General features: G+C 64.1%; 23 protein-coding genes and 1 riboswitch. Of the genes, 15 read left to right on the forward strand and 8 right to left on the reverse strand.

Translation table 11 applies throughout. The features are described from left to right. Positions 1-95: 95 nt before the first annotated feature. The gene (locus ASILVAE211_RS18750; RefSeq protein WP_227322890.1) at positions 96-1,937 is read right to left on the reverse strand and encodes a Hint domain-containing protein; all 1,842 of its coding nucleotides are present in this window, start codon (positions 1,935-1,937) and stop codon (positions 96-98) included. Positions 1,938-2,727: 790 nt separating this feature from the next. After that, a riboswitch (TPP riboswitch) is annotated at positions 2,728-2,849 on the forward strand. A 76-nt stretch (positions 2,850-2,925) separates the two neighbouring features. Here ASILVAE211_RS18750 and ASILVAE211_RS18755 point away from each other — a divergent pair. The 6 genes from ASILVAE211_RS18755 to ASILVAE211_RS18780 all read left to right on the forward strand — a co-directional run bounded on the left by ASILVAE211_RS18755 (position 2,926) and on the right by ASILVAE211_RS18780 (position 6,573). Then, positions 2,926-3,933, forward strand: coding sequence for an FAD-dependent oxidoreductase (locus ASILVAE211_RS18755; RefSeq protein ID WP_227322891.1), 1,008 nt, complete (start codon positions 2,926-2,928; stop codon positions 3,931-3,933). Beyond that, on the forward strand, positions 3,914-4,111 hold the full coding sequence (gene thiS, locus ASILVAE211_RS18760; RefSeq protein WP_227322892.1) for a sulfur carrier protein ThiS: 198 nt from the start codon (positions 3,914-3,916) through the stop codon (positions 4,109-4,111). The genes ASILVAE211_RS18755 and thiS overlap by 20 nt, the downstream gene beginning before the upstream one ends. Before the next feature lie 4 nt (positions 4,112-4,115). Next, complete coding sequence (locus ASILVAE211_RS18765) at positions 4,116-4,883, forward strand: thiazole synthase (RefSeq protein ID WP_227322893.1); 768 nt, start codon at positions 4,116-4,118, stop codon at positions 4,881-4,883. Further along, positions 4,880-5,500, forward strand: coding sequence for a thiamine phosphate synthase (locus tag ASILVAE211_RS18770; protein WP_227322894.1), 621 nt, complete (start codon positions 4,880-4,882; stop codon positions 5,498-5,500). The genes ASILVAE211_RS18765 and ASILVAE211_RS18770 overlap by 4 nt, the downstream gene beginning before the upstream one ends. Before the next feature lie 97 nt (positions 5,501-5,597). Beyond that, the gene (locus ASILVAE211_RS18775) at positions 5,598-5,855 is read left to right on the forward strand and encodes a DUF1127 domain-containing protein (RefSeq protein ID WP_227322895.1); all 258 of its coding nucleotides are present in this window, start codon (positions 5,598-5,600) and stop codon (positions 5,853-5,855) included. Between the two features lie 127 nt (positions 5,856-5,982). Next, a complete protein-coding gene (locus ASILVAE211_RS18780; RefSeq protein ID WP_227322896.1) occupies positions 5,983-6,573 on the forward strand; it encodes a mismatch-specific DNA-glycosylase in 591 nt (196 codons plus the stop codon). Here the strand turns inward: ASILVAE211_RS18780 and msrB are convergent. Beyond that, complete coding sequence (msrB, locus tag ASILVAE211_RS18785; RefSeq protein WP_227322925.1) at positions 6,539-6,946, reverse strand: peptide-methionine (R)-S-oxide reductase MsrB; 408 nt, start codon at positions 6,944-6,946, stop codon at positions 6,539-6,541. The two genes, ASILVAE211_RS18780 and msrB, sit on opposite strands and share 35 nt — an antisense overlap. Before the next feature lie 152 nt (positions 6,947-7,098). Here msrB and ASILVAE211_RS18790 point away from each other — a divergent pair, with 152 nt between their 5' ends. The 8 genes from ASILVAE211_RS18790 to ASILVAE211_RS18825 all read left to right on the forward strand — a co-directional run bounded on the left by ASILVAE211_RS18790 (position 7,099) and on the right by ASILVAE211_RS18825 (position 12,999). After that, a complete protein-coding gene (locus tag ASILVAE211_RS18790) occupies positions 7,099-7,695 on the forward strand; it encodes an anthranilate synthase component II (RefSeq protein WP_227322897.1) in 597 nt (198 codons plus the stop codon). Positions 7,696-7,731: 36 nt separating this feature from the next. After that, entirely contained in the window at positions 7,732-8,769 is a 1,038-nt protein-coding gene (trpD, locus tag ASILVAE211_RS18795; protein WP_227322898.1) for an anthranilate phosphoribosyltransferase, read from the forward strand. Positions 8,770-8,776: 7 nt separating this feature from the next. Further along, complete coding sequence (trpC, locus tag ASILVAE211_RS18800; RefSeq protein ID WP_227322899.1) at positions 8,777-9,604, forward strand: indole-3-glycerol phosphate synthase TrpC; 828 nt, start codon at positions 8,777-8,779, stop codon at positions 9,602-9,604. Between the two features lie 20 nt (positions 9,605-9,624). Next, the gene (moaC, locus tag ASILVAE211_RS18805; protein WP_227322900.1) at positions 9,625-10,116 is read left to right on the forward strand and encodes a cyclic pyranopterin monophosphate synthase MoaC; all 492 of its coding nucleotides are present in this window, start codon (positions 9,625-9,627) and stop codon (positions 10,114-10,116) included. Then, complete coding sequence (locus ASILVAE211_RS18810) at positions 10,113-11,318, forward strand: molybdopterin molybdotransferase MoeA (RefSeq protein ID WP_227322901.1); 1,206 nt, start codon at positions 10,113-10,115, stop codon at positions 11,316-11,318. The genes moaC and ASILVAE211_RS18810 overlap by 4 nt, the downstream gene beginning before the upstream one ends. 91 nt (positions 11,319-11,409) lie before the next feature. Further along, positions 11,410-11,601, forward strand: a complete 192-nt coding sequence (locus ASILVAE211_RS18815) for a YqaE/Pmp3 family membrane protein (protein ID WP_227322902.1) — start codon at positions 11,410-11,412, stop codon at positions 11,599-11,601. A 224-nt stretch (positions 11,602-11,825) separates the two neighbouring features. Then, a complete protein-coding gene (locus tag ASILVAE211_RS18820) occupies positions 11,826-12,623 on the forward strand; it encodes a FadR/GntR family transcriptional regulator (protein ID WP_227322903.1) in 798 nt (265 codons plus the stop codon). Between the two features lie 79 nt (positions 12,624-12,702). Then, a complete protein-coding gene (locus tag ASILVAE211_RS18825) occupies positions 12,703-12,999 on the forward strand; it encodes a putative quinol monooxygenase (RefSeq protein WP_227322904.1) in 297 nt (98 codons plus the stop codon). A 150-nt stretch (positions 13,000-13,149) separates the two neighbouring features. Here the strand turns inward: ASILVAE211_RS18825 and ASILVAE211_RS18830 are convergent, their stop codons facing one another. The 5 genes from ASILVAE211_RS18830 to ASILVAE211_RS18850 all read right to left on the reverse strand — a co-directional run bounded on the left by ASILVAE211_RS18830 (position 13,150) and on the right by ASILVAE211_RS18850 (position 20,161). Next, positions 13,150-15,594 carry a putative bifunctional diguanylate cyclase/phosphodiesterase gene (locus ASILVAE211_RS18830; RefSeq protein ID WP_227322905.1) on the reverse strand — a complete coding sequence of 815 codons (2,445 nt, stop codon included), beginning with the start codon at positions 15,592-15,594 and terminating at the stop codon, positions 13,150-13,152. A gap of 289 nt (positions 15,595-15,883) precedes the next feature. Continuing rightward, entirely contained in the window at positions 15,884-17,194 is a 1,311-nt protein-coding gene (glcF, locus tag ASILVAE211_RS18835) for a glycolate oxidase subunit GlcF (protein ID WP_227322906.1), read from the reverse strand. Positions 17,195-17,200: 6 nt separating this feature from the next. Then, a complete protein-coding gene (locus tag ASILVAE211_RS18840; protein ID WP_227322907.1) occupies positions 17,201-18,418 on the reverse strand; it encodes an FAD-binding protein in 1,218 nt (405 codons plus the stop codon). 2 nt (positions 18,419-18,420) lie between these two features. Continuing rightward, the gene (locus ASILVAE211_RS18845) at positions 18,421-19,845 is read right to left on the reverse strand and encodes an FAD-linked oxidase C-terminal domain-containing protein (RefSeq protein ID WP_227322908.1); all 1,425 of its coding nucleotides are present in this window, start codon (positions 19,843-19,845) and stop codon (positions 18,421-18,423) included. Between the two features lie 139 nt (positions 19,846-19,984). Then, positions 19,985-20,161, reverse strand: a complete 177-nt coding sequence (locus ASILVAE211_RS18850; RefSeq protein WP_227322909.1) for a DUF3309 domain-containing protein — start codon at positions 20,159-20,161, stop codon at positions 19,985-19,987. Positions 20,162-20,515: 354 nt separating this feature from the next. On the opposite strand from ASILVAE211_RS18850, the gene ASILVAE211_RS18855 reads away from it, so the two are divergent. Further along, complete coding sequence (locus tag ASILVAE211_RS18855) at positions 20,516-22,312, forward strand: Hint domain-containing protein (protein ID WP_227322910.1); 1,797 nt, start codon at positions 20,516-20,518, stop codon at positions 22,310-22,312. A gap of 18 nt (positions 22,313-22,330) precedes the next feature. Here the strand turns inward: ASILVAE211_RS18855 and ASILVAE211_RS18860 are convergent, their stop codons facing one another. Then, complete coding sequence (locus ASILVAE211_RS18860; RefSeq protein WP_227322911.1) at positions 22,331-23,041, reverse strand: class I SAM-dependent methyltransferase; 711 nt, start codon at positions 23,039-23,041, stop codon at positions 22,331-22,333. Positions 23,042-23,061 lie beyond the last annotated feature (20 nt).

A 23,061-nucleotide genomic window follows, 5' to 3' on the forward strand; every position in this document is an offset into this window, starting at 1 on the left:
AAGGTGATTCTGACCGAGCGTGACAAACTCCAGCGGTGCAGACGACGGGCGATAGGCCGGATCGCGTCAGCGACCCGGCCTAAGCCGTGACACTCTCAGGCCGTGCGGCGACGGCGCGACGCAGGGCGATGGGTCAGAAGCCGCGCCCGCACGCGGTCAACGGCAGGGCCGCTGACCGTGATCGGCGCATAGGTCAGTGCCTCGCCCATGAAAGCGATGTCGCGCGACGCGGCGCCCCAGCCGGGATGCAGGTCGATCACCGGACCTTCACCAAAGAAGGCATCGTCGCTGCCGCTGAGATAGCTCTCCGCCGGCAGGCCTTCAGCCAGAAGAATGTCGTGGTCGGCGAGCGCGACATGGAAATAGGTGACGGACGCCACCCGCTCCTGCCGGACCGCATCTCCGTTGATAAGGTATTTGACGGGGATCAGCCTGTCCTCGGCATAGACCGCATGATCCGGCGACAGAACCAGGTCGCGCGACGGCAGGCCGCCGCCGAAAGCACCGGCGCGGACCCGCACGGGCAGAACCATCTCCGGCATGGGATGCCGGCCGCAATCGATGCGACGCGAGCCGATCCAGGTGACGGGTCGAGCCTCGCCGTCGAGCGTGAGGACAAGATCGCCGACCGTCAGGCTTTCCACCGCCACGTCGCCCTGCGGGGTCCGCAGACGCGTGCCGCCGGCAAAGCAGGCAACCGAATTGGGATCGACTTCGACGATCAGCGGATGGTCGGTGATGGAAAGATCGACCGAGCTGACATTGGTATATTCCGCAATCGGCGTCGTACCTTCCAGCGGATCATAGACATCGACCGTCTGATAGGTGGCACCCAGATTGACCGTGACGGTCGTTGCCGCGACGGAGAGTTCCGTCTGGGTCGTGTAATCCCAGATGGCAGGCTCGGCCCAGACCACGATATCCGTGTCGCCGTTGGACTTCTGCAATTCCAGCGTATTGCCGTCGGACGGCAGATTGGTCAGCGTGTAGTCCAGCAGCGTCGGCGTGAAGGTGGAGGCGTCGCTGCCCGTATCGGCCAGGATCGTCGTCAGGTTGTGGATGGCGACGGCAGCCTCTTTCGGGGCGCCGGAAGAATCGAACAGCCCATAGCCGTCATTGGACGAACTGGTTGTGGGATAAGCGTCGAGCAGCTGGTACAGATAGGTCTCGCTGATGCCGTCCTTCGACGCATCCATAAGAAGGTCCAGCGTATATTTGGCCTGCACGTCCTCATTGACGCCGTTGACGGTGTTGAGATCGGTGCTGTAGCCGGTCTCCGTAAAAACGGCCGGGCCGACGTCTCCCAATTCGTTCAGGAGAGAGGCCGCAGGCGACAGATACCCAGCGGGCGCGTTACCGTAGGTCGGATAGGGATGCGCGGTGTCGTTATCCGCCAAACCCGACGTGGTAAAGGGGTTCGGGCCGTTCGCTATGCCACCAGCCCCCCAGCCGGTGAAATAATCGACGGCCACATTGGCCAGGGTCGAATCCCCTTTGACATCGGCATAGATGTCTTCTTGCAACGTGATCGCCGCCGTCAGGCCGGTCAGCACGTCACCGCTTGCGGTGATGTAGGTCAGGGGGAAGTTGTTGAGCTCATTGGTGCCTTCGACGGCGACGACACTGCCGGGATAGGCGGATTCCAGCGTATCGATGAGGCTCAGCTCATAGGTCAGGTCAGCCTGCGTCACCGTGCCGCCGGCGAAGGGCTCGATGGTGAACTGGATGCCGGCCGCGGCCAAGGCTTCATAGGCTGTGATAGAGGCAGACCCGCCTATGCCACCGCTGATCGCATCGCGGACATTGCTGATTCCGAGATACTGGAGATCGGACAAAACCTGTTCGTAGTTGTCGTACAATCCATCGGTATATTCGAGGCGTGTATTGACGCCAATGGAACCGATGAAGTCCGCAGCGCGTTCAACGGTCGAGCTCATAATTTCTCCAGACCAATACTCATTTATACGAAAACGTTACCTGGAATAGCTTAGGAATGACCGGCAATACAATCAGAAGATGCGCTGATTTGTTTGGCCCTCATCAAGCCGCATGGCGCCACCCATCAAACGTAGTAGATCCGACGCGTTCGCGTCGGTTTTAAAAAAAGCAATGACGCCATTGTGATAGTCTTTGTCATGCCATTATGGGTGCCGAAGGCTTCCTCGGCTGCGGCTGGAGACGCCAAAGCGCCAGAAACCTCGGCGAAAAATCCATGAATGTGCAAAACTGCACATAAAATCACACGGAATTTGAATTTTGACGACCCGCCCAGGCAAAAGCGACCATCGCCCGGACAACAGCGTTCCATCGCCCGAAATACCATCCGGCGCGACAAGTTTACGCCGCATGCAGTTAAGCCCGATCAGTTTTCGAGCAAAGTTTCCTTATCAACCTTATGTCGCGCCTGACCCGAGATCTGCATAAAACAACCGGTCCGTGACGCTTTCATGACGGTTCAGATGAAGAAAATCCCCTGATCTCAGAACAAAATTTATGGATTATCCTAAATTGTCGCGTTTCTGCCGCGCGATAATTTATTGCCCTTGCAACAACCTTCATCTTCTCCAACAATATTTTGTTGCTAATTAGATACTTTAAATTGATATACCTCTTTAGAGTTACGTTTTCCAATCAATGGCGCCTTGCCCATCTTTTGGCTGATCTGGCGCGCGGTCCGGCACAAAAATCAGCCTCCTTTTGACGAACGCGCCTCGTCGGTTTAAGGATCGGAGCACCAAGGGGAGCCCCAAAGCGAGGGGCTGAGAGGTCATTCCGGTGCGAGCCGGCCATGGCGACCCTTCGAACCTGATCCAGGTCATGCTGGCGAAGGGATGGACCGTTTCCGGCGATTCTGGCCCCCGATGGGGATAAGCGCCGGGCCAAACCCACCCTCCTCCCGTCTGGTCTGATCGATGACGACGGGGGTTGAGCGTGCGAATAACCGTCATAGGCGCCGGCATTGCCGGCCTGACCACGGCCTGGGCCCTGGCGGAAGCGGGCGCCGAGGTCCGTGTTATCGAAGCCAGTGCGATTTTGGCAGCATCCGCCTGCTCGCGCTTCGCCGGCGGCATGCTGGCGCCATGGTGCGAGGCGGAATCGGCTGAGCCGCTGGTCGTCGCCCTCGGTCAGGAGGCCTTGCGCCATTGGCCAAGGGTATTTCCGGACACCCGCCAGCGCGGCAGCCTCGTCCTTGCTTTGGGGCGCGACGCGCCGGACCTCGCCCGCTTTGGCCGCCGCACGGAAGGCCACCAGACGCTGGACAATGACGGCATCGCGGCGCTGGAGCCTGATCTGGACGGGCGTTTTCGCGCAGGCCTCTTCTACCCAGAGGAAGCGCATCTCGATCCCCGCGCGGTGCTGCCGGCCCTGGCCGCTGCGCTGGCGGCGCGGGGCGTGACCTTCGCCTTCGGCCAGACGGCCGATCCCGATGACCCATCCTTGGGCGTGGTCGCCGATTGCCGGGGACTGGCGGCCCAGGACAGGCTGGCCAATCTGCGCGGCGTCAAAGGCGAAATGCTGATCCTGCGCTGCCCCGCCCTGTCTCTCAGCCGTCCCATCAGGCTGCTGCATCCGCGGTTTCCGCTCTATATCGTGCCGCGCGGCGACGGCGTCTTCATGCTGGGCGCGACCATGCTGGAAAGCGGCGAGCGTCATCGCGTGACGGCACGCTCGGTCGTGGAACTGCTCAACGCCGCCTATGCGCTGCATCCCGCCTTTGGCGAGGCCGAGATTCTGGAAATGGGGGCCGATGCCCGGCCGGCTTTCGCGGACAATCTGCCGCGCCTGCGGCCCTTCGGCAAAGGCAGCCTGCGCGTCAACGGACTGTACCGGCACGGCTTTCTGCTGTCGCCCGCGCTTGCCAAACGCGCCGCCGATTATCTGCTGCATGGCGTCAAATCACAGGAGGTGATGGATGAAAATCCTGGTCAATAACGAGGAAAAATCCGTCCTGAGCGGCAATCTTGCCGAGGCGCTGACCGAACTCGGCTATGACGGCGCGCTGATCGCGACCGCCGTCAACGGCGACTTCACGCCGCGCGGCATGCGCGCGCAGCTTATGCTGCGGGAGGGCGACAGTCTGGAACTGCTCGCCCCCATGCGGGGAGGCTGAGGCCATGCAAGTCTATGGCGTTTCTCTGTCATCGCGCTTGCTGCTGGGCACATCGCAATATCCCTCGCCCGCCATCATGACGGCGGCCGTGCAGGCGTCCGGCGCGGAAATCGTCACCGTTTCGCTGCGCCGTGAATCGGGTGCTGAACGCGCAGGCCAAAGCTTCTGGTCCATCATCCGCGCCCTCGGCCTGCGGGTGCTGCCCAATACCGCCGGCTGTCATTCGGTGAAAGAGGCCGTGACGACGGCGCAGATGGCGCGGGAGGTGTTCGAGACCAACTGGATCAAGCTGGAAGTCATCGGCCATCACGACAGTCTGCAACCGGATGTTTTCGGCCTGGTGGAAGCCGCCCGCATCCTCGCGGCCGATGGTTTCGACGTCTTTCCCTATACGACCGAAGACCTGATCGTCGGCGAAAAACTGCTCGATGCCGGCTGCCGGGTTCTGATGCCCTGGGGTGCGCCGATCGGGTCGGGTCGTGGATTGAACAACCTGCACGGGCTGCGCGCCATGCGCGCGCATTTCCCCGATACGCCGCTTGTCATCGATGCCGGCATCGGCCTGCCCTCCCATGCGGCGCAGGCGATGGAACTGGGTTTCGATGCCGTGCTCCTCAATACCGCCGTCGCGAAGGCGGGCGATCCGGCTTTGATGGCAGCCGCCTTCGCTGGCGCCATCACGGCGGGCCGGCAGGCCTATGCGGCGGACCCGATGCCGCCGCGCGACATGGCACAGCCCTCCACCCCCGTTCTGGGATTGGCTTTCCGATGATCCTTGACCCTTTCTATCTCATTGTCGACGACGTTTCCTGGCTGCCGCGCTTTCTGCCGCTCGGTCTGCGCTTCGTCCAGTTGCGTATCAAGGATAAGCCGGAGGCGGCATTGCGTGCGCAAATCGGCACAGCGCGCGATCTTTGCGCGGCAACGGGCGCCGTGCTGGTCGTCAATGACTATTGGCGGATCGCCATCGATGCCAAATGCGACTTCATCCATCTTGGCCAGGAAGACCTGGAAAGGGCGGACCTGGCCGCCATCCGCCGCCATGGGCTGAAGCTCGGGGTCAGCACGCATGATGCGGCGGAGCTCGACCATGCCCTGTCGGTCTCGCCCGACTATGTGGCCCTCGGCCCCGTCTTCCCGACGATCCTGAAGCAGATGCCCTGGGCGCCGCAGGGCCTGCCGCGCGTCACCGACTGGAAGGCCCGCGTGGGCAGCCTGCCCTTGGTCGGCATCGGCGGGCTGACGCCCGAGCGCGGCCGCGCGGTGCTGGAAGCCGGTGCCGATAGCGTCGCCGTGGTGACGGACGTGCTGCGCCACGCCGATCCGCAGACGCGCGCCGCGGAGTGGCTCAGCGCCACCGACCCCTGGCGCCGGACTGTTACCGACTGACATTTGTTGTGTAGGGCGACATATGCAAATTATTCCTAGACACGGAGTGGGAATTGGTGCATATGTCGCCTCACAGAACAAATGAGAGGCCACCCCGATGTCGACCCTGACCCAAACCGCTGACGAGGTTTTTGTCTCCGCAGCTCCCGCTCAGGCGATTGACTTTCTCGGGCTGACGATGATCCCGGCAGCCCTGAAGCGCCTCGTCGCTTTCGTGCAGGCCGAACGGCAGGCCGCCCAGGAGCGCCGCCGCATCACCCGCGAGCTGAACACCTATACGGCCCGCGAATTGGCGGAAATGGGCCTCAGCCGCCTCGACATCCCGGCCGTCGCCGCCGGCACCTACGGCGCCTGAGACTTTTCCCGGCGTCATGCCCGCGAAAGCGGGCATCTACTTATCGCAGCTTCTGGCAAAGAAGATTCCCGCTTTCGCGGGAATGACGCTGCTTCAATCAGAACCTGACGGCGTTTAGACTGAGGGGATGGACGCTCCATCCCCCAACAGTCTGGCCCCCAAGAGTCTGGCCCCCAACAGTTTGGCCCCTGACATTCTGCCCGATCTTCTGGAAACGGGCCTCGACCTCGTCATCTGCGGCACGGCGGCCGGTCGCGCGTCGGCCGCACGGGGCGCCTATTACGCCGGTCCGGGCAATCGCTTCTGGCCCGTTCTGGCCGAAACCGGGCTGACGCCGCACCGCTTCCAGCCCCATGATTTTCCGCATCTTTTGTCGCTGGGTATCGGCCTGACCGATATCTGCAAGACGGTTTCAGGCCAGGATGACAGCCTGCCGCGCCACGGTTTCGACCGTGACCGGCTGCGAGCGGCGATGGCGCTATATCGCCCGCAGCTGCTCGCCTTCAACAGCAAGCGCGCGGCCGCCGAATTTTACGCAGTCCCGACCGGACGGCTGACCTATGGGCCGCAGCCGGCGACGGCAGCCATGCCCGAAATCTGGGTTCTGCCCTCGACCTCGGGCCTCGCCTGCCGCGCCTGGGACGCGACGCCCTGGCAGGCCATGGCGTCGCGCGTTCTGGCAATCAGGCAGGCACGAAATTCAGCACCAGCCCATTGATGCAGTAGCGCAGATGCGTCGGCGGCGGGCCGTCCGGGAAGACATGGCCCAGATGGCCGCCGCAATTGGCGCAATGCACTTCCGTCCGCAGCATGCCATGCGTACGATCTTCGGTCGTCTCCACGGCTCCCGGCAGCGGCGTGTCGAAGCTCGGCCAGCCGGTGCCGCTCTCGAACTTGGTGTCACCCCGGAAAACCGGATTGTCGCAGCCCACGCATTCGAAGGTGCCGGGGCGCTTTTCGCGCAGCAGCGCGCAGGAGCCGGGACGTTCCGTCGCGTGGCCGCGCAGGATGGCGAATTGATCCGGCGTCAGCTTCGCCCGCCATTCGGCCTCGGTCAGCGTGACCGGGAATGTCTGTTCGCCCGTCTGCATGTCCATGATATCTGTCCTTTAAGATCCGCCCGATAAGGTCAGGCCGGCGGGTCGCTTGTCGCTATCGGTAGCGCGGCGCGATACCGGGCCGCAACCCAGCCGTTCCGGGCTTCCGATTGACCCTGGCAGCCCGTCCTGCGCAGAATATTGGCATGATCCTGCTCATAGACAACTACGACAGTTTTACGTTCAATCTCGTGCAGTTCTTCGGCGATCTCGGCGCCGAATGCGAGGTCTGGCGTAACGATGCGCTGTCCGTGGATGACGTGATGCAGAAGCAGCCTGAGGCAATCGTGCTGTCGCCCGGCCCTTGCACCCCGAACGAGGCCGGTATCTGCCTCGATGTCATCCAGGCGGCGGCCGGCAAGATTCCGCTGTTTGGCGTCTGCCTCGGCCATCAGGCCATCGGTCAGTCCTTCGGCGGCCAGGTGCTGCGCGCGCCGACCCCCATGCATGGCAAGATCAGCCCGGTGACGCATGGCAATAGCGACATTTTCGAAGGCCTGCCCTCGCCCTTCAATGCCACCCGCTATCACAGCCTGATCGTCGAGCGTGAAACGCTGCCTGAGGTTCTGGTGCCAACGGCCTTCACGGAAGACGGGCTGATCATGGGTCTGCGCCATCGCAGCCTGCCCATCTTCGGCGTGCAGTTCCACCCTGAGAGCATCGCCAGCGAACACGGCCACAAGATCCTGTCGAACTTCCTGGATATCGCCCGCGGCCGGAATAAACCGGCCCGGGCCGCCTGACCGCGACAGGCCAGCTGCGATGATGAGTGCAAGCGCATGAGCGGCGCGATCCGCCCCCTTTTGGCGCGTCTGGCGCGGGGCGAGACCCTGACGGAAGCCGAGGCCGAGGGCGCGTTTTCGGCCATCATGACCGGTGACGCGACCCACGCGCAAATTGCGGGGCTTCTGATGGCCATGCGCGTGCGTGGCGAGACGGTGGCCGAAATGGTCGGTGCCGTGCGCGCGCTCCGCGCCCGCATGGTGGCGATTGCCTCGCCGCCCGGCGCCATCGATGTCTGCGGCACCGGCGGCGATGAACAGGGCACGCTGAATATCTCGACCGCCGTCACCTTCGTGGTGGCCGGTGCCGGCGTGCCGGTGGCCAAGCACGGCAACCGGGCGCTGTCCTCCAAATCCGGCGCGGCCGATGTGCTGGAGCATCTGGGCATCGGCGTCGCCATGCCGCCCGCCGCCCTGGAAGACCTTCTGGCCCGCACCGGCTGCGTGTTTCTGTTCGCGCCCGCGCATCACCCGGCTTTGCGCCATGCCGCGCCCGTCCGCGCCGAACTCGGCACGCGCACGCTGTTCAACCTGCTCGGCCCCCTCGCCAATCCGGCCCGCGTGCCGCGCCAGTTCACCGGCGTCTATGCCAGCCACTGGACGCGGCCCGTGGCGGAAGCGCTGCTGCATCTGGGCACCGAGGCCGCCTGGATCGTCCATGGCCAGGGCCTGGACGAGCTGACGCTGGCCGGCCCCAATCACGTCTCCATCCTGAAGGACGGCCGGGTTGAGGATGTCATCCTTCATGCTGGCGATGTCGGCCTGCCCCAGGCGCCGCTGTCGGCGCTGCGTGGCGGCGATGCCGCCGCCAATGCCGGCGCCTTGCAGCGCCTGATGGAAGGCGAACCCGGCCCCTATCGCGATACGGTCATTCTCAACGCCGGCGGCGCGCTGGTGGTTGCCGGCCATGCCGGCAGCCTCGCCGAAGGCGTCATGGCTGCCACCGCGTCAATCGATGAGCGCCGCGCGCTCGGCGCGCTTGACACGCTGCGCCGGGAAAGCCAGCTCCATTCCCAAGCCCATTCCAAGCACTGACGGACGCATGACTTCAAACATCCACGACGTTCTGATCCAGATCTGCAATGACACGCGCGCCGAGACCGCCCGCCGCAAGGCGGTGGAGCCGGTGGACGCCCTGAAGCAGCGGATCGCGACCCAGACGCCGCCGCGCGGTTTCGGCCGCCGGCTGATGGATCACGTCAATCTGCATCGCGTGGCGCTGATCGCGGAAGTGAAGAAGGCCTCGCCCTCCGGCGGGCTGATCCGCCCCGATTTCGATCCACCGGCCCTGGCCCGCGCCTATCAGGACGGTGGTGCCACCTGCCTCTCGGTTCTGACCGACGCGAAATATTTCCAGGGTGACGCCGAAGACCTGATGGCCGTGCGCGAGGCCGTGCCGATGCCGGTGCTGCGCAAGGATTTCATCCTCGAGCCCTGGCAGGTCTATGAAAGCCGCGCGATGGGCGCGGACTGCATTCTGCTGATCCTGGCGGCGCTGTCGGACGAGGAAGCGCGTGAGCTGGAAGCGCTGGCCCGTGCGCTCGACATGGACGTGCTGGCGGAAGTGCATGACGAGGCCGAGCTGGTTCGCGCGCTTGGTCTGCAAACGCCGCTGATCGGCATCAATAACCGCAATCTGAAAACCCTGAAGACCGATCTTCAGACGGCCGTCACGCTGGCGCCGCAGGTGCCGCCCGACCGGTTCCTGATTGCCGAGAGCGGCATCCAGACGCCGGCCGACGTCAAACGCCTCGTCGATGCCGGGCTGCAATGCTATCTGGTCGGCGAAAGCCTGATGCGCCAGGACGATGTGGCCCAGGCCGTGCGTGACCTGATCGGCGCGCAGCGCACGGAAGACGCCGCCGCCTGAACCGCGAAGGACGCCGGGCGATGACGCAAAAGACGGGCGACCGGCTGACCCATTTCGATGCCTCCGGCCAGGCCGCGATGGTCGATGTCTCCGCCAAGCCGGAAACGGCGCGGACGGCGACCGCGCGGGCGCGGATCAGCATGCTGCCCGCGACCTTAGCCCTGATCCAGAGCGGCGAGGCCAAAAAGGGCGATGTGCTGGGCGTCGCGCGTCTGGCCGGCATCATGGCCGCGAAACGCACGGCGGACCTCATTCCGCTCTGCCACCCCCTGCCCATCAGCGCCGTCGCCGTTATCTTCGACAGCGACGCCGCTTCCTCCGCCATCGAGATTATCGCCACCGTCCGCACTACGGGCCGCACCGGGGTGGAGATGGAGGCGCTGACGGCGGCCTCCGTGGCCGCGCTGACCATCTATGACATGTGCAAGGCCGTCGATCGCGGCATGGTCGTGGACGGGCTGCGTGTGACCGAGAAATCCGGCGGCGCATCCGGGGATTACGCCGCGCCATGATTTCCGTCACCGAAGCGCGGAGCCGCATTCTGGCCGGGCTTGTGCCGACGCCCGCCGAAACGGTGTCGCTGATGGAGGCGCATGGCCGTATTCTGGCCGCCCCCCTCACCGCCCGCCTGTCCAATCCGCCGGCCGATGTCTCGGCCATGGACGGCTATGCCGTGCGGGCGGCGGATGCCGCTGCCGGCGCGCGCCTGCGTGTCATCGGGGCGGCGCCGGCCGGGCATCCCTTCGCGGATCGACTGGAACTCGGCGAGGCCGTGCGCCTGTTCACCGGCAGTGTGGTGCCGGATGGCGCGGACAGCATCCTGATCCAGGAGAACGCGACCGCCGAAGGCGATTGGGTGACGGTCAATGAGGCAACGGCCAAAGGCCGCCATATCCGCTATCAGGGCGCTGATTTCGCGCAAGGAGAGACGGTTGCTCAGGCCGGCCAGCGCCTGCATCCGCGCCTGATCGGGCTGGCTGCCGGTGCCGGCCACCCTTGGGTCGCGGTGCATCGCCGCCCGCGTGTGGTGATCCTCTGCACCGGTGACGAGATCGCCTTGCCCGGTGAGCCGCTGCCGCCGGGCGGCGTCGTTTCCTCCAACGGTCCCGCCCTCGCCGCCCTCGTGCGCGCGGCGGGCGGCGTGCCTGTGCTGCTGCCGACCGTGCCGGACCAGCTTCCCGCCATTGCTGCCGCCGCCATCGCTGCGCGGGGCGCGGACATGCTGGTCACGACCGGGGGCGCCAGCGTCGGGGCGCATGATCTGGTCCAGGAAGGCTTGGCCACGGCTGGGCTGGTGCTGGATTTCTGGCGTATCGCCATGCGGCCGGGCAAGCCGCTGATGCATGGACGGCTGGGTGATGTGCCGATGCTGGGCCTGCCCGGCAATCCCGTCTCGGCCCTCGTGTGCAGCATCCTGTTCCTGGTGCCCGCGCTGGAAAAGCTTCAGGGTCTGCCCGGAGATGCGCCGCTGGCGGAAAATGTGCGTCTGGGGGCCGATCTGCCGGCCAATGATATTCGCGAAGATTACGTGCGCGCGTCTCTGCTGGTGCGGGAAGACGGCGATTGGGCCGCCTATCCCTACAAGACGCAGGATTCGGGTCAGATCAGCCGGCTGGCGGCGGCCGACGCCCTATTGGTGCGCCCGCCTTTCGCCCCCGCCTTGCCGGCGGGCGCCATGGCGCCCGCCATTCGCCTCGGGCCACTCGGATTCTGATTTCCAGTCTTAGGATGACAGCGGGGATTTTACCCTTATCTTGAGCCACAGAGCGGCGCTGTCGCCGCGCTCTTTTTTGGATGAGGGTTCCATGCGTCTTCTTCTGGCGCTGCTGCTGCCGGCGGTTTCTTTTTTCTTCATCGGTCGTCCCTGGTCGGGACTTCTGTGTCTGCTGTTGCATCTGACGATCATCGGCTGGATTCCTGCCGCAATCTGGGCCGTCTACGCGCTCAATCAGTATGAGACCGATAAGAAGATCCGTGTTGCCGGCTGGGGGCGCTGACACCCGCAATCGGAAAGCGGAAAAATTCGTCGATGCCATTTATGTGATTAATAATTACAGCCACATTATCGTATCGTTTTTCAAATGGATGGACGATTAGAAGCCATCTCTTTGGAAAGGATGAAGGATGGCTGTGCAAGTTACGCACTCGTGCGCGATATTGCCGTTCCGGAATTTATTCCAAATTGCAGCGCACAAAAGTAGTAGCGCCACCGAGCAAGATCATGGCGCGACTCTTTAGTCCGGTTCCGCGTCGCCGCACGGGTGTCGGCCCCCGTATTCGCAAGCGACCCGAAGCCGCGCATGATATGGTCATGCGTGGCATCGGCCTGGATATCGTCTCCGGCCGCTATCCCGCTGGCAGCCTACTGCCGGCCAAAGAAGTCCTTAGTCGCCAGTTCAAGGTTTCCAACAGCACGCTGCGCGAGGCTTTGCAGAAACTGTCGTCCAAAGGCATGATTCATCCCAAAACCCGCGTCGGCACGCGGGTTCTGGGCGAGCGAAACTGGAATATGTTCGACGCCGATATTCTGGACTGGCACTTTGCCGCCGGCGTGGATCGCGCTTTTCTGGCCCATCTCTTCACGTTGCGGCAAGCGTTCGAGCCCATGGCCGCCGCCATCATGGCGACGCGGCAGAATGCCGAAAGCGTCAGGCATCTTTCCGAACTGGCGGCGCGCATGACCGAACCCGGGCAGTCGCGCGATGTCATCGCCAGTACGGATCTCGCCTTTCATCTTTTCATTCTGGAAAATACCGGCAACCCCTTCCTGCAATCCATCGGCGCGCTGATTCGCACGGCTCTGCTGGCAAGTTTCTCCATGAGCACGCCCGACCAGAAAACCGAATCCGAGGCGCTGGGACCGCATGACCATGCGGCCCTCGTCGCCGCGATTGCGGCGGGGGATGCGCAGGCCGCGTCCGACGAAATGATGATCGTGATCCATGCCGGCTGGACCAATCTGGGCGGCAGCGGATTGACCGATCTGTCCAGCCTGCGGCTAACGCATTTCACCCCGTGACGCCTCACGCGCTGCCGCCGCTTGCCTGAACGGCCACCGCGCTGTCTGATGACGACGCCCATAACCACGGAATGCTGCAATGCCGAAAGCTCTTTACGCGACCTTCGAAGTTCTGCCCGGCCATGAGGAGACCTTGCAGCGGATGATGGCGGACCTGACGCGCGACGTGCGGGCGGAACCCGGCTGCCTGCGCTTCGTGGCCTATACGCGCGCCGACAATCCGCGCGCCTATCATGTCGATGAAATCTATGCCGATGACGCTGCTTTTGCGGCCCATATGGCCAGTGCGCATGGCCGTGCCTTCAATGCGGCCATTGTGGACAAGGTGGTGGACGGCGGTTCCACCGTGCATTTCCTGGACGAAACGGCGGACTAAACCCCGGATTTTGCCGGACTTGGTTGGAGCCCCCCAGCGTCATGCCCGTGAAAACGGGCATCTATTCTCGGTCACGGCGCTCGACCCAGACGATACCCGCTGACGCGGGTATGACGGTTTTGCAGTCAAAACCTGACGGCCTCCGGTCCCCTATCGGGCGGGCGGGTCGTAGACGCCTTCAGCCATCTTGCGCTGTATCGTCGCAAAAGACTGCGGTCGGTCGAACAGATAGCCTTGCGCCAGATCGCAGCCGAAACCGCGCAGGATTTCAAGCTGCTCCTGCGTTTCGATCCCTTCCGCTGTCGTCACCATGCCCAGCTTGGCACCGAGATGGAGGATGGATTCGACGATGGCGAGTGAATCCGCGCGGGTGACGATCTGGCTGACGAAGCTGCGGTCGATCTTGATCTTGTCGAAGGGAAACTGCTGCAAATAGCCGAGCGAGGCGTAGCCGGTGCCGAAATCATCCAGCGCCACGGTCACACCCAGCGCACGCAATTCGCGCAGCATGGCGCGCACATCGTCGCCGTCCTGTAGCAGTGCGCTTTCGGTGACTTCCAGTTCCAGCCGTTGCGGCGCGAGGCCGCTACGCGCCAGTGCCTCTTCGATGACGCGGGGCAGCGCGAGGGAGCGGAACTGAACGGGCGACAGATTGACCGCAATCCGCACATCCTCCGGCCAGTTCATGGCCGTGCGGCAGGCTTCGCCGATCACCCATTCGCCCATCGGCAAAATCAGGCGGGTCTCTTCGGCCACGGGAATGAAACGGTCCGGCGTGACATAGCCCAGAGTCGGGTGGCGCCAACGCATCAGCGCTTCGAACTGGCGCAGGCGGCCGGTCGCGAAGGAGAAGATCGGCTGATAGACCAGCTCCAGTTCCTGGCGGTCGAGCGCGTTGCGGATATCGGAGGCGATGGCCGTCCGCACCCGCACGACCTCTTCCATCTCAGGGGCAAAGAAGCGCCAGGTGCTGCGGCCCTCGGCCTTGGCGCGATACAGCGCCATATCGGCGCTGCGCAGCAGGCTTTCCGCATCGGTCATGCCAGTATCGGTGCAGAGCGCGATGCCGATGCTGGCGCCGGCCGCCACGCGCTGGCCTTCGAAGTAAAACGGCTCGGAAATCGTCGCCACGATGCGGCGGGCCAGTTCCTCGGTATCGGCGACGCTGCGCGGTCTGGTCTGGACGATGGCGAATTCATCGCCCCCCAGCCGCGCCACGCTGTCCTCTGCGCCGATGCAGCGGCGCAGGCGCTCGGCAGCCGCGACCAGAAGCGTATCGCCCGCCAGATGCCCCAACGTGTCGTTGACGTCCTTGAAGTCGTCGAGATCGAGCAGCAGCAGCGCAAAAAAGCTGCCGGAGGCCCGGCAGTCGAGCGTGGTTTGCAGCGATTGTCCGAACATCAGGCGGTTCGGCAGATCGGTGAGAATGTCGTGATGGGCCAGATGTTCGGTCTTGGCGTCGGCGCGGCGCTGTTCGGTAATATCCTCGAAGGTCGCGACCCATCCGCCATCCGCCATCGGCTTATGGCCGACCTTGATGGCCTGCTGATCGTTTTCCGCCAGGAAGGCGACCTGATCGCTTTTGCCCGTCAGCGCCAGGACGCGGTCCAGCAACTGGCGACCGACCGCGGGGGGCACCACGCCACGCTCGGCCACCTGGGCGAACAGCGCGCTGATCTCCCGGCCGGGCGGCGCGTCCAACCAGTCCAGTCCGAAAAGCTCCAGAAAGCGGTTGTTGCAGACGATGACCTGCCCTGCCCCGTCCGCCATCAGCAGGCCCTGGGACATATTGTTGAGGGCGGCGTCGAAACGCGCGTTCTGCACGGCCAGGTCTTGATCGCGGCTGCGCAGCACGGCGTTCTGGGCATTCAATTCGTCATTCGCCGCCGCGATCACGCCATGGGCGGTGGAAAGCTGCACGCCGGTGCGTTGCAGCTCATCGGTCAGCCGAATCAGGCGCCGGTAATTCTCCGCCATCAGGCGATTGTCGCGCAGCAGCAGCACGATCAGCAGCACGCCGAGCACGATCAGCATGCCGGTGAACCCGGCCGAAATGGTGTGCAGCCATTGCAGGCGAATCTCGCCGGCCTCGATATTGTCGCCGACCGTATTGGCCGTCAGCGAGGTCAATTCGATCAGACTCGGCTCCAGCGGCTGCAGCGTCAGGATGATCTGCTGCAAAGCGCCCGGCTGCTCCGGGTTCGCGACCAGCGGGGCGATCTGGTTCACCGCCGTCGACAGGCGCGGCAGGATGTCCGACACTTCAGGGTGGCCAGCGATAAAATCGATAAATTCCGCCCGGTTCAAAACCGTGACGCGGTTCTGGAGGATGGCGAAACGAAGACGCAGCACCGCGACCGATGTTTCGGGCAATTTAAGCGCCAGCCGCGCGGCCGTGGTTTCCAGCCGCATGACCTCAGCCGTACCCTGGCTGGCGTCGAAAGCCAGATTATAGCTCGCCAACCGATGAGCGGTGGCCGTCTGCTGTAGCACCAGATAGGAGGTTGCCGCGGCCGCCAGCGCAAAAAACACCAGCACTGCCGACAGAAAGGCTTTTACCAGGCGGCGTCTGCCTGTGTCGCGTTCAAGAGCCATAGGCTAGCGATCAGCCCTCTGCGGCACGACGGCATTTGCCGCACCGAGACAATGGCCGATACGTTTCGCGCGCACGCCCGCAACGCTGCCGTCCGAGCCCTGCCGGATGTATCGATCAGTCATCCTTCGTTCCCCACGGCGCTTACCGCCCAGCCGAACGGCGGAAGGTCCCTTTCCATTACAGATCGCCTGGAAAAGTAAAGCCTCATTTGCGGCCGAATGTTACAGGATCTGGGGATAACCTACGGAAACTGCGTGTCTTATCATTTGGGGTGACTGTATCCGCCGCTCAAGACCCGCCGGCAGCAAGACCCGACGGCTGCGGGCCACCCGCCATCCAATCCAGCAATTCCACCGTATGCATAACCGGCAGATCGCTGCCCGAAAGCTGGGTGATACAACCGATATTGCCGGCGGCAATCACATCGGGCCGGCGCTCCTGCAAATTTGCCAGCTTGCGGCTGCGAAGCTGTCCGGCAATCTCCGGTTGCAGGATGTTGTAAGTCCCGGCAGACCCGCAGCACAGATGTGGGTCACGCGGTTCGACCACCGTGAAACCGGCCGTCTTGAGCAGCGCCTTCGGTGCGCCCGTCACTTTCTGGCCATGCTGCAAGCTGCAGGCCGCGTGATAGGCGACCGTCAGCCCCGGTGCGCCGCGCTGCGGCTGGTAGTCGATCCGCACCAGATATTCCGAGATATCGGCAGCCAGCCCGGAGACGCGCGCCGCTTGTGCGGCTTCCGGCGCGTCCCTGAACATGAAGCCGTAATCCTTCACCGTGGTGCCGCAGCCCGAGGTATTGATGATGATCGCGTCCAGTCCCGCGCCGTCGATCTCCCTTGTCCAGCCGGCGATCGCGGCGCGGGCCGCCGCCATGGCCGGATCGTGCTGGCCCATGTGATGCGTCAGCGCCCCGCAGCAGCCGACCTCCGGCGGGATTACCACCTCGATGCCCAGGCGCGTCAGCAGGCGGATCGTCGCGTCATTGATGCGCGGCGCCAGCACCTTCTGGGCGCAGCCGGTCAACAGCGCCACGCGCCCGCGCTTCACGCCCTGGGCCTGATGGACCTGTGGCCTTTGCGCTGGACTGTCGGACGGGAGTGCTGTGGGCGCCAGAGACAGCATCGCCTGCATCCGCTTACCGGTGACGGTGCCGGTCGGGATCAGCCCTGCCGCAGGCCGCGCCAAGGCCGCCGCCCGCAGCGCCAGCCGAAAGAGGCGCGGATTGGGCAGAACCCGCGCCAGCACGCCGCGCAGCATCCGCTCCGGCCAGGGGCGGGTGTAGGTTTCCTCGATATAGCGGCGGGCATGATCGACCAGATGCATATAGTTCACGCCCGAGGGGCAGGTCGTCATGCAGGACAGGCAGGAAAGGCAGCGGTCGACATGCCGCACCACCGGTTCCGTCGCCGGCTTGCCGGATTCCAGCATCTCCTTGATCAGATAGATGCGTCCGCGCGGACTATCCAATTCGTCGCCCAGCAGAACGAAGGTGGGACAGGTCGCGGTGCAGAAGCCACAATGGACGCAGGTGCGCAGCACGGTGTTGGAGGCAGCGGTATCGGAATCCCGCAACTGTTCGGCGGAGAAATGAGTTTGCATCGCTGTCTATAGCCCCGCGTAGATCCGGCCCGGATTGAAGATGCCGTCAGGGTCCATCGCCGCCTTGATGCGCCGCGTCAGCCCGGCGAGCGGAGGCGCTTCCTGCGGCACCACCGGCACCGATGCGCGCAGGCTGTCCGGCGCGCGCATCAGCGTGAAGGTGCCGCCCAGATCCCAGACCGCATGCGTAATGGCGTCATGCAAAGCGGGCGTCGCCGGTCCTGCCGCCCAGATGCGGCCGCCGCCCCAATCCATGAAGCCGCGCGCCCCGGCCGCTTCGATCAGCGCCAGCAGCGTCGGCCCGCGCGACGGCCGGGTGGACAGATGCCACACCGCCTCGCCAGCGCCCGGCCGTATGGGCGTGACATCGCGAATGGCCGTCCAGACGCGCTTCGCTGTCCGCTCATCCAGAATTTCACTTTTGCCGAACCGCGCCAGCGTGCCGGCCAGTTGCTCTAGCCGATAGGCAACGCTGGCGGGAAATTCCTCGATCCGCAGGACGGTGACGGTTTGCGAGCCCAGGCCCGGAATGCCGTCAGCCGCCCAGGCCGGCAGAAAGGCCGCGCCCGAGACGCCGAAGGGCGACCCGAGGCCAGCCGACAGCGCCGCCACGCCATGCACCGCGTCCAGTCCGCGCAGGATCAGCGCGCCGGTCGCGGCCGGCGCCGGCAGTATCTTCATGGTGATGTCGGTCATGATGCCGAGCGTGCCATGGCTGCCGGCGATGAGCTTGCAGAGGTCCAGCCCGGTGACGTTCTTCAACACCCGCCCACCGGCGCGGATGACCTCTCCACGGCCATTGATGGCGCGGATGCCGATGACATGGTCGCGCGTCGCACCCCAGGCGACGCGGCGCGGCCCGCTGAGGTTGGCGGCGACGATACCGCCCCAGCTTTGCCCGCCTGCGCTGCCCAGAAGCGCCGAGAGGTCCGGCGGCTCGGAGGTCAGCTGCTGGCCGTTCTGGTGCAGCAAAGCTTCGATCTCATCCAGCGGCGTGCCCGCGCGCGCCGCAATCACCAGTTCCCGCGGGGAATAGAGCGTGACGCCGGTGAGATTGCGGGTGGAGAGGGTCGCATCCGCCTGCACCGGCCGCAGCATGGCGGATTTGGACCCGAAGCCTTGCACCAGCAGGGGTCGCCGCGCCGCGCGTGCGTCCGCGACCGCCGCTGCCATTGCCGCCTCATCGGCGGGTGCGATGACGGAAAGATCAGCCGTGGCGCTCATCGTCAGGCGGCCACCAGCGGAAAGACCTTTGCTGGGTTGAGCAGCCAACCCGGATCGAAGGCCGTTTTGATGGCGCGCTGCTGATCCAGTTCCGTCGCGGTGAACTGGTGATGCATCAGGTCACGCTTCTCGACGCCGACGCCATGTTCCCCGGTCAGGCAGCCGCCGACCTCGACACAGAGGCGCAGGATATCGGCCCCGAAGGCTTCCGCGCGATGGAAACTGTCCGGGTCATTGGCATCGAACATGATGAGCGGATGCAGATTGCCGTCACCGGCATGGAAGATATTGGCGACCTTGAGGCGGTACTGTTCGCTCATCTCACCGATCCGGCGCAGCACCAGCGGCAGTTGGCCTGTCGGGATGGTGCCGTCCATACAGAGATAATCGGGGCTGATACGGCCCACGGCGCCAAAAGCGCCTTTGCGGCCTTTCCAGATCGCCGCACTCTCCTCGGCCGTCTGCGACACCCGGCAGCTGATCGGGTCGAAATCGTCGCAGATGGCGCGAATGCGGCCCAGCAGGTCATCCTGCTCGGCGACTGAGCCCTCAACCTCGATGATCAGCAGCGCTTCCGCGTCCAGCGGGTAGCCGGCATGGGCGAAATCCTCGCAGGCATGGATCGCCGGGCGGTCCATGAATTCCAGCGCCACGGGGATGATGCCGGACCCGATGATGCGGTCGACGCAGGCGCCGGCAATTTCATTGGAGCGGAAGGCCGCCAGCATGGCGCGCTGGCCCTCTGCCGCGCGCAGGATGCGGACGGTGACTTCCGACACCATGGCGAGCTGGCCTTCGCTACCCGTCAGCAGGCCCAGCCAGTCATACCCGGCGGCGTCCAGATGCGCGCCGCCGATATCCAGAATATCGCCCTCCATGGTGACGATCTTCAGGCCGAGCAGATTATTGGCGGTGACGCCGTATTTCAGGCAATGCGCGCCGCCGGAATTCATCGCGACATTGCCGCCGATCATGCAAGCCAGCTGACTGGACGGGTCAGGCGCGTAGAAGAACCCATCCGCCTGCATGGCGGCGGTGATACCAAGATTGGTGACGCCCGCCTGCACGACGGCGAAGCGGTCATCGTAGTTGATCTCCAGAATGCGGTTCATCCGCATCATGCCGATGACGACGCCATCCGCCAGCGGCAAGGCACCGCCGGACAGGCTGGTGCCGGCACCGCGCGGAATCACGCGCACATCTTCCTGATGCAGAAAACGGAGGATCGCCGCCAATTGCTCGGTCGTTTCCGGCAGAGCCACGGCCAAGGGCGGGCGCCGATAGGCGGTCAGCCCGTCCATCTCATAGGGTTTCAGCCTTGCCGCGTCGGCGATGACACCGCTGTCGGGCAGAATCCGGCGCAACCCCGCAATGATGGCGTCACGCTTGGCCAGCGTCTCGGCTTTCGGCTCCGGCAGGCTGATCATTCCGGCGGCCCCTCCCTCAGTCTTTTTCTGAGAGGGAGCCTGCGCCGCCCGGGCTGAGCGCGCAAGATGGGCTGACACGAGAAGGGCGCGGCCCTGATCGGTGCCGCGCCCCTTTTCCCTCAGCCGGATGGCCGAGCGCCTAGTAGTGATGGCCGCCGAAGAGCAGCAGCAGGATCAGCACCACGACCAGAAAGAAGCCGAGGCCGCCCATGCCGTAACCGTAATGCGGACGGTCCCGGTAATAGCCGCGGCTATAGCCGTAGCCGCCGCCGCCGAAGACCAGCACGAGCAGAATAATGATAAGGATCAGAAACATCATCGCCCCCCAATGAACAGCGCCGGCCTAAGGCAGGACCGGCATCTCGTCTTGAATGGAGACATGGTCCCGCCTGCAAAAACGGGAGGGGGCGGCACACGGCAACGTGACCGGCGTGGCGGAACCCAGCCCTGCCGCGCAACCGCGATCAAGATCGCGGCCGGACACTGACCGGCCAGCGGCCGTATCGCCCAAAGTTCAAGACCGAATGATCGCTTTGCGTGAGCCCTCGAAGGGTTTGAAACAGCGTCAGCCTCGCCTGAGCGTACGCACAATGTCATCTCGACATCGTACGAATTTTGCACTTAGGGTGCGATCTTAATAGTCCTGACAAGCAAAATTGCGGAGGCCAACATGCCTACAGTGACAGTCGCAGGCTCGGGGGTCTCGGTCACACTGAATTACTCTTCGGATGATTCAGCTCCGTACGCCAATACCTTGGCGATGGCGCTCAGCACCGGCCTTCAGAGCGGCAACCTGACACCGCTTATCTATACAAGCGGCACGGTCGCCCCCAGCGCGCCGAACGGTGTCGTTTTCATAAATACTACGCCCAGCGCGATAGTTTCTATCCCGACGAGCGATGTCGGTATCGTCATCACAGGCGGCACCACCACGATCACCGGCGGTGGCGTGGGCGAAACCGTCGTCGCCGGCAGTTCCGGACTGACCTATACCAATATCACCCCGTCCGGATCCGCCATCGACTATATCGCTGCGGGCGACGGCAACAATCTGATCACCACGTCAACGACCGGCAGCGGCAATTACCAAGTCAATACCGGCGCCGGCAATGACACCATCGCCGTTACCGGAAACGCGGTGGTCAACGCAGGCACGGGGCAGAATACCGTCTCGGTCAGCGGCGGCAGTTCGCTGATCTATTCGGAAGGCCATGACGATATCACGGCGAATGGCGCCGGCACGGATACCATCAATATCGGTACCGGCCAGGCCACGATCAATCCGGGCTCGGCCAACCTCTTTATCTACGAAACCGGCGTTGCCGCAGGTGCGCTGTTTGTCGCGCCAGGTACGGGCACGGACACGGCTGTGGTGGGCGTCGGCGGTGGCACCGTCTATGGCGGATCAGGCGGCAACAATGTCCTGATTGCCGGTGCCGGCAGCACCACCGGTGCCACGACCGTGTTTCATGGTGGCGGGAACGGCGATCAGATCTATGCGACCGGCAGCACGCCGGTGATTTTCTATGCCGGTTCCGGCAGCGAAACCCTGAGCGGTGCCGGTGGTATTGTGCAGGGCGAAACTCTGTCGTCTTCCAGCGCCGCCGACATCTTCGTGGCTGGTTCCGGAACTGGAAGGATTTTTCTGGGAAGTGGCGCCGATACCGTCGGCGCCGTTAACGGTGCGGCCGGGGGCAATTATCAGGTTTCCAACTTCGGCAGCGCGGACCGGCTTGTTTTGGACGGCTACGGTGCGGAATACGCAACGGAATCGACAGTAAATGGCGAAGTTGTCACCCTGTCGGACGGCACGGAGTTTCTTTTGAACGGCGTTACGTCCCTCTCTCCGACGCAAATCGTTTTCGATGCGCCGCTTGTACCATGCTTCCTGCAAGGAACATTGATCCAGACATCACGAGGTGACGTCGCCGTCGAAAGCCTGGCCGTGGGTGACATCGTTGCCACCACATTGCATGGCGACCAGCCTATCCGATGGATCGGCGTCTGCACCGTTTCCACGCGCTTCGCCGATCCCCTCAAAACCATGCCGATCCGGATCAAGGCAGGGGCGCTCCGCGACAACGTTCCTCTGCGCGACCTGCTGGTATCGCCGGATCATGCCATGCTCGTCGACGATATTCTGATTCAGGCCGGCGCGCTCGTGAACTGCTTGTCGATCGTGCAGGAACGCACGATGCCGGAGCGTTTCACCTATTATCATATCGAACTGGCCGAGCACTCGCTGATCCTGGCGGAGGGCGCGCCGGCCGAGACTTTCGTCGATAATGTCGACCGGATGATCTTCGACAATTGGGCGGAGCATCAGACGCTGTATGGTCTGGACATCCCGATCGTCGAGATGGATCGCCCGCGTGCCAATTCCCGACGTCAGATCCCGACCGACATCAGCCACAAACTCATGCGGCGCGCGGTCGCAGGGCTTGAACAAACGGCCGTCGCCGCGTGATGAGTCAGGACTAAATTCCTAGGGCGCCTCAGCCAGCACGAAGCGGCGCGAGCGGGTCATATTGGTCGGCACGGCGGAATAGACATCCTTTACCGCCTCCGCGATCGTGACGCCGGCGAATTGCGGCACCGCCCAATGGCCGACACGCTCGAACAGCCTGTTGCTGCGCAGCAACAGGCGCATTTCCAAAGGCGGCAGGAACAAAGCGGTTTCCCGGTGTTCGACGCGGAACAGGCTTTGCGACAGCAACCGCCCCACCTGGCCTGCGGAATAGGGCGTGCCCTGGCCGAAGGGCGTGTTCTCGAAATAGGCCCACATGCCGCGCCTGTTGGGGGTGACGACCATCAGCCGCCCGTCATCCTTCATCACCCGCCAGATTTCCCGCAACAGGCGGCGCGCATTCTCCGCCCCTTCCAGCCCGTGGATCAGCAGCACGCGGTCGAAGGTCGGCCCGGCGAAGGGCAGCGCGTCCTCCTCCGCCATGCAGGTGAGATTGGCAGCCCCCACCGGCCAGCGAGCCGCGCCATATTGGGCGGGGGTGACGGCGACCGTCAGCCGCGCGTCTTCCCGCCAGCCGCGCAGATAAGGCGGCGCATAGCCCAGGCCCAGCACCGCGCGTCCGGTCATATCCGGCCAAAGCCCCGCGATGCGCTGCCGTATCAGGCGCGCCGCCACGATCCCCTGAGCGGTGGCGTAGAAATCGGCTGCTGCATGAACGTCGAGTGCCATTGCGGTGATCATAGCGTAAA

It is taken from the genome of Acidisoma silvae (genome assembly GCF_020618775.1).
Taxonomy (GTDB): domain Bacteria; phylum Pseudomonadota; class Alphaproteobacteria; order Acetobacterales; family Acetobacteraceae; genus Acidisoma; species Acidisoma silvae.

What these genes read in the sequence shown, in the direction of transcription:
- ASILVAE211_RS18830 (WP_227322905.1), bottom strand. Translation starts at nt 15,594, where the DNA reads ATGGCTCTTGAACGCGACACAGGCAGACGCCGCCTGGTAAAAGCCTTT.
- msrB (WP_227322925.1), bottom strand. Translation starts at nt 6,946, where the DNA reads ATGCAGACGGGCGAACAGACATTCCCGGTCACGCTGACCGAGGCCGAA.
- trpC (WP_227322899.1), top strand. Translation starts at nt 8,777, where the DNA reads ATGACTTCAAACATCCACGACGTTCTGATCCAGATCTGCAATGACACG.
- moaC (WP_227322900.1), top strand. Translation starts at nt 9,625, where the DNA reads ATGACGCAAAAGACGGGCGACCGGCTGACCCATTTCGATGCCTCCGGC.
- ASILVAE211_RS18810 (WP_227322901.1), top strand. Translation starts at nt 10,113, where the DNA reads ATGATTTCCGTCACCGAAGCGCGGAGCCGCATTCTGGCCGGGCTTGTG.
- ASILVAE211_RS18780 (WP_227322896.1), top strand. Translation starts at nt 5,983, where the DNA reads ATGGACGCTCCATCCCCCAACAGTCTGGCCCCCAAGAGTCTGGCCCCC.
- ASILVAE211_RS18815 (WP_227322902.1), top strand. Translation starts at nt 11,410, where the DNA reads ATGCGTCTTCTTCTGGCGCTGCTGCTGCCGGCGGTTTCTTTTTTCTTC.
- ASILVAE211_RS18840 (WP_227322907.1), bottom strand. Translation starts at nt 18,418, where the DNA reads ATGAGCGCCACGGCTGATCTTTCCGTCATCGCACCCGCCGATGAGGCG.
- ASILVAE211_RS18850 (WP_227322909.1), bottom strand. Translation starts at nt 20,161, where the DNA reads ATGTTTCTGATCCTTATCATTATTCTGCTCGTGCTGGTCTTCGGCGGC.
- ASILVAE211_RS18860 (WP_227322911.1), bottom strand. Translation starts at nt 23,041, where the DNA reads ATGGCACTCGACGTTCATGCAGCAGCCGATTTCTACGCCACCGCTCAG.
- ASILVAE211_RS18750 (WP_227322890.1), bottom strand. Translation starts at nt 1,937, where the DNA reads ATGAGCTCGACCGTTGAACGCGCTGCGGACTTCATCGGTTCCATTGGC.
- glcF (WP_227322906.1), bottom strand. Translation starts at nt 17,194, where the DNA reads ATGCAAACTCATTTCTCCGCCGAACAGTTGCGGGATTCCGATACCGCT.
- ASILVAE211_RS18855 (WP_227322910.1), top strand. Translation starts at nt 20,516, where the DNA reads ATGCCTACAGTGACAGTCGCAGGCTCGGGGGTCTCGGTCACACTGAAT.
- thiS (WP_227322892.1), top strand. Translation starts at nt 3,914, where the DNA reads ATGAAAATCCTGGTCAATAACGAGGAAAAATCCGTCCTGAGCGGCAAT.
- ASILVAE211_RS18790 (WP_227322897.1), top strand. Translation starts at nt 7,099, where the DNA reads ATGATCCTGCTCATAGACAACTACGACAGTTTTACGTTCAATCTCGTG.
- ASILVAE211_RS18765 (WP_227322893.1), top strand. Translation starts at nt 4,116, where the DNA reads ATGCAAGTCTATGGCGTTTCTCTGTCATCGCGCTTGCTGCTGGGCACA.
- ASILVAE211_RS18845 (WP_227322908.1), bottom strand. Translation starts at nt 19,845, where the DNA reads ATGATCAGCCTGCCGGAGCCGAAAGCCGAGACGCTGGCCAAGCGTGAC.
- ASILVAE211_RS18825 (WP_227322904.1), top strand. Translation starts at nt 12,703, where the DNA reads ATGCCGAAAGCTCTTTACGCGACCTTCGAAGTTCTGCCCGGCCATGAG.
- ASILVAE211_RS18770 (WP_227322894.1), top strand. Translation starts at nt 4,880, where the DNA reads ATGATCCTTGACCCTTTCTATCTCATTGTCGACGACGTTTCCTGGCTG.
- trpD (WP_227322898.1), top strand. Translation starts at nt 7,732, where the DNA reads ATGAGCGGCGCGATCCGCCCCCTTTTGGCGCGTCTGGCGCGGGGCGAG.
- ASILVAE211_RS18775 (WP_227322895.1), top strand. Translation starts at nt 5,598, where the DNA reads ATGTCGACCCTGACCCAAACCGCTGACGAGGTTTTTGTCTCCGCAGCT.
- ASILVAE211_RS18820 (WP_227322903.1), top strand. Translation starts at nt 11,826, where the DNA reads ATGGCGCGACTCTTTAGTCCGGTTCCGCGTCGCCGCACGGGTGTCGGC.